General features: G+C 27.6%; 6 protein-coding genes. 2 read left to right on the top strand and 4 right to left on the bottom strand.

Annotation, left to right across the window (positions count from 1 at the left end; translation table 11 throughout):
• The first annotated feature begins 43 nt into the window (after positions 1–43).
• Both RH99_RS17590 and RH99_RS17585 read left to right on the top strand, forming a co-directional pair.
• On the top strand, positions 44–919 hold the full coding sequence (locus tag RH99_RS17590) for a sensor histidine kinase (RefSeq protein WP_010241389.1): 876 nt from the start codon (positions 44–46) through the stop codon (positions 917–919).
• A complete protein-coding gene (locus RH99_RS17585; RefSeq protein ID WP_010241388.1) occupies positions 912–1,640 on the top strand; it encodes a LytR/AlgR family response regulator transcription factor in 729 nt (242 codons plus the stop codon). Before RH99_RS17590 ends, RH99_RS17585 begins: the two co-directional genes overlap by 8 nt.
• Positions 1,641–1,775: 135 nt before the next feature.
• Here RH99_RS17585 and RH99_RS17580 read toward each other — a convergent pair whose 3' ends face one another.
• The 4 genes from RH99_RS17580 to RH99_RS17565 form a co-directional block, all read right to left on the bottom strand.
• On the bottom strand, positions 1,776–2,288 hold the full coding sequence (locus RH99_RS17580; RefSeq protein WP_010241386.1) for a hypothetical protein: 513 nt from the start codon (positions 2,286–2,288) through the stop codon (positions 1,776–1,778).
• Positions 2,289–2,302: 14 nt separating this feature from the next.
• A complete protein-coding gene (locus RH99_RS17575; protein WP_010241384.1) occupies positions 2,303–2,932 on the bottom strand; it encodes a J domain-containing protein in 630 nt (209 codons plus the stop codon).
• A 135-nt stretch (positions 2,933–3,067) separates the two neighbouring features.
• A complete protein-coding gene (locus tag RH99_RS17570) occupies positions 3,068–3,922 on the bottom strand; it encodes a DUF5685 family protein (protein ID WP_010241382.1) in 855 nt (284 codons plus the stop codon).
• Positions 3,922–4,470, bottom strand: a complete 549-nt coding sequence (locus RH99_RS17565; protein ID WP_010241380.1) for a class IV adenylate cyclase — start codon at positions 4,468–4,470, stop codon at positions 3,922–3,924. Before RH99_RS17565 ends, RH99_RS17570 begins: the two co-directional genes overlap by 1 nt.
• Between the last annotated feature and the right edge of the window lie 558 nt (positions 4,471–5,028).

Here is a 5,028-nt window from a genome sequence, read left to right as displayed (position 1 = left end):
AGTATAAAAAAAGTAGATTACAAGTATTAAGGGTAAGGTGTCTTTGGTTGTAGTTATAAGTTTAGTATTAACCTTTATAATATTTTATTCTAATATAATTTTAGGTTCTAAAATTGGATTTAAATATGATATTATAAAGGTTAATGTTATATTGTTTTGGGCCTATTTTATAATGCTATTAGTGATAATGTATATACTATTTACAAGTATAAAAAGAGAATTAGAATCAAAAAATAAGCAAGCGGTATACGAAAATTTACACGAGTATACCAACAATCTGGAAAAATTATACACAGATATGAGAAAGTTCAGGCATGATTACACAAATATTTTATCTTCTATGGTTGGATATATGGAAAGTAGTGATATGGAAGGACTCAAAAAGCATTTTAATGAAAATATTATTCCCTTAGAGAGAAAGATGGAGACCAATAATTTTAAACTAGGGGTGTTAAAGAATATAAAAATTCCAGAGATAAAGGGTATATTGTCTTCAAAATTAATTATGGCTCAAGGGTTAGGCATTGACACATTTATTGAGATTACAGAACCTGTGGAATATATAAACATGGATATTTTAGATATTAGCAGAGTCACAGGCATTCTACTTGACAATGCTATAGAAGCATCACAGAAATGTGACAAGTCTTTTATAAAACTGGCAATTATAAATAGAGAGACTTCATTAATCATATTTATAAGTAATAGCTATTCAGAAATCATTCCGCCTATACATAAAATTTATGAAAAAGGTTTTTCAACTAAAGGAGATAATAGGGGATTAGGGCTCAATATCTTAAAGGATATAACAAATAAATATGAACATGTGTATGTGGATACGGAAATACAAAGTAGGGAATTCAAACAGCATCTTGAAATTGGAAGGGCTATGGAAAGTGAAGGTGTTGTAAATGCTTAAAATATTTATATGTGAGGATAATGATAAACAAAGAGAGAGATTTACTAAATTTATTGAAGATTTTATAGTCATTGAAAATTTTGATATGAAAATAGCTTTAGTTACTAAAAATCCAGAAGATATTATTAAGTACGTAAGTAAAAATGATATATCTGGATTATATTTTTTAGATATAGATTTAAGACATGATATAAATGGTATTAAACTAGCTTTAAAAATACGAAAATATGATCCTAGGGGTTTTATTGTATTTATAACCACCCATGGAGAAATGGCTCCGTTAACTTTTAAATATAAGGTAGAAGCTATGGATTATATAGTAAAAGATAGTGATGAAAATTTAAAAGATAACATAAGAAAATGTATAATTGATGCTAACACAAAATACTCAGGTACATTAAATAAACTTCAAAAGAATTTTAGCATAAAAATTAATGGTAGAATTGTAAATGTGGAATTTAGGAAAATATTATTTTTTGAAACTTCAAGTAAAGTACATAAAATAGCGCTTCACGCTACAGACAGACAAGTTGAGTTTTATGCTAAGATGAAGGATATTGAAGACAAACTTGATGGTAGATTTTTTAGATGTCATAGATCTTATTTGGTTAATAAAGATAATATAAAGGAAATAGATTCAAAGGAAAAGCTCGCCTATATGGTAAATGGCGAAAAATGTTTAATATCTGTTAGGACATTAAAGAAACTAGTTAATAATTAATTTTTAAACCTTATTTCTACTGCTAAGTTTAGATGAATTATTTAAAGACATGCTGCTGTTATCTCCTGATTAACAAAATGGGAGTGTCACAGCAGCATGTCTTTAGTTATTATATATTTTAAAAGAATACTTTTATTATTTTAATTTTTTTAAATAATGTTTACTCACATAAGAAATAAACAAAGTTAATGCATAGTCATAAAATAAAAATATAATTTCCAGTACAATTACAAAAATATAAATTGGGAATTTTAAATTCATTACATCTATAAAGAGTAATGTATATAAAAAATAGATTATAACCGCACAAATATTAGCGAATACCAGCTTTAATAAAATCTCCAGAGGAAGTTTATTCATTCTTTCTATGTAATATTTTATAAAGCCGTAGCTTCCAAAAAAGATTATATATGAAAGTACGTTTAGTTTAATTCCTAAAAGCAATAAAGACAATAGTGAAGTAGCAATATAAATAGTAACACTGTTTTTTAAGCTTGTAGTTAGTATTGATATTGGAATTATACAGGATACTATTATTAAAATGAAAAACTTATTTGTAGGAAGTATGTTAGATAAATATATAAACAGTAGGGATAGTGCTGTATATATTCCACCTTTAGTTAAGTTACTGGTTTTTGTATTTGCCATTTAAGTATAACCTCCTAACAACCTCCGCCTAAGCAATCACACATTTGATCTGCACACCAGAGACTTACACAAATCTTACAGCAATCATCTCTGTCATTTCCACCTCTATTGAAATAAGGTTCTCTATAGGTATTATTTCTTTGATTTAGAGATTGAAAGGCACTTCTGTATTCAGGATTTTGAGGGTTTAGATTATAGGCCATACTTATATAGGTATGGGCATTATCATACCATCCCTTTTTCATGCAAACACTTCCCATTAAGAAATTCCACTCTGCATCTCTTACCTTTATACCAGTTAATTTTTGTTCTGCTGCACCCAAGTTACCATTGTTTATATCTATTCTTATAGAATTGTATAGATCAGCGTTACTTCCGCTGTATTGTGAGTTATAACTCTGATTATAGTTTTCGTTATAATTTGTGTTTGTGTTACTATAGCTACTTTTACTTGAATTATTGTTCTTTAAAAGATAATCATAAGCTTCATTTATCTCTCTCATTTTTTCTTCTGCAAGTTCTTTTAAAGGATTATTACCGTACTGATCAGGATGATATTTTTTTGCCTGCTCTCTATAAGCTTTTTTAATTTCTGCTTCAGAAGCACCTTCTTTTACTTCAAGCACTTCATAGGGATTTCTCATTTATGTTTCCTCCTCATATTTTGTTAAGTAATAAGCTATTGTAAATATCTATGATAAATTTACATATGTTAAAGTCTAATCATTATCTTTAATTTTAACAAATTAATTATAAAAATACTATGCAGGTTGTTTATTTTAAACAAATACTCTTTCCATTTTTTCTAGTAAACCAAGCTGAAGTATATTATAAAGTATATCTTTATTTGTCTTAAGAGATAATTTGTTAATACACTCAAAACAGGCTCTTGCACTAGTAACCAGTATAAAATCTATTCTATCCTTAATGTAAGCTTTAAATTCTTTATACTCAAGATTATCAGTGTTAAAAATGTTATTTATAGCATTAAATTTACCTTTTTTCATATCCTCTTCCAAATCATCAAAAGCATCTATTATATATATCCATTTACCTAAATTATAGCCTAAAGTATACATAGTATCCTTGTGGTCAGTATTTAATTTTGGATAGGAACTAAGTACTAAGGCGGTCAATTCAGCAAAAGGATGAGATAGTTCATCTATGGTTATTTTTCTTTTTTCATCTTCTAGTTTATACAATTCATTTAACTTTTCTTTTATTAGATTACTATGATTTTTAAGATCACTTGGAAATTTCTTAAAATAATTTTTTAGAAAAAATGCAGATAAACTACTTAACTTTGATTTATCATCTTTAACATCATCTGTAAGTTTAAAATATACTAGAGCTACATTTAAAAAACTAGCATAGTCTAAAGCTGAATTATTAATTATAAAATTTCTTTTCTTTAGAGGATGAGCAATACAGTTTCCAGTATAAAGTGTGCATGGTTTATCTTCCAAAGCATCTAAAAGGATTGCTACAAAGGTCATATCGTAGTTAACTATAAATCTAGGAATATGACCATAGTTTTTTTTTATAGATAAACAAAGCCCACAATAGTAAGCTTTAAATTTTTCATAGTCTTTTATTTTTAGTTCACCTTTTGAAGGCGTAACATATCCAAACATTATAAACCTTTCGTAGTCCTTTCTTCTTTAAGAATTTGGTATATTGTCTTTGAGGTAGTATCTTCTAATGTATAACCTAATATATTTACTACTTCTTTTAATTCATCTTCATAATTAGTCTCTATCTCTAGATAGGGAAAGGGACAGAATGATTTATCATTTATATCTATTTCCACCAAAGTATTTTTATATTGATAGCTTTCCCTAGATTTTTTTATACTATTTTTAAGTACGAGTCCAAGGGAAAGGAATATAGCTTTTCCAACTTCACCATCACTTATAATAACCTCATTTTCTTCCATAACTTTATATTTTTCCTGACTTATAAGCTTTTTAGTAGTCATATAATAACGAGTTTCATTTTGTATTAGATCCTCTACAATTCTAATTCTTGCATAGCCCTTTTCTTTAAGCAGTCTTTGATCTGGAAAGTCATATAAATTATTTATTTGATTTTCCATTTTTACTCTTTTAGCCTTAGCACCAATTAATTTATTTCTAGTTTCATCTATATTTATATGTATTATTTTTGTTTCTATCTCTCGCAAAGTTTATCCCCTCTTTAGTTACTATAAATATGTTAAAAAAATATTTCATTTACTATCTGCGTTATTTAAAAAATCTATCTCTTAAGGATGGACATAGCAGTTATTAATCTTAATAGATAAATAAATTCAATCAAATAAGATTTATTGATATTATAACATAGTGTAGTTAAATAGAACATAAGGCACATTCAAATAAATAACTAGTCAGTATGCTAGCCTATTTTAACCTGACTAACTTGGCGTAAGTCTCCCACGCACTCTGTGAAAGTGATTCACACAAAATCAAAAAGAAGATTTTGGTTCTCTGCTTTTCTTCAAGTGGGAGTTCAACGCCAAGTAAGCCATGCATTTGCAGTTCTAAAATTCAGATGGGGTAAAAGAATCCCCACCTGAATTAAGAACTTGCTTCAATCCTACTGCGTCAACAGAACTCTCAGATAGCTCACTATCATCAGAACCTGTTTCCTTGTAGACTTCAAAATATCCGTCGCATCTTTGACTTACTATTTATTTTCATATGCCTAATGAAAAATATTATAAGTTTAGAATGAAGTCTTA

The sequence above is a fragment of the Clostridium arbusti SL206 genome (assembly GCF_000246895.1).
Taxonomy (GTDB): domain Bacteria; phylum Bacillota; class Clostridia; order Clostridiales; family Clostridiaceae; genus Clostridium_I; species Clostridium_I arbusti.
This window is presented reverse-complemented; position numbering and strand designations above follow the sequence as displayed.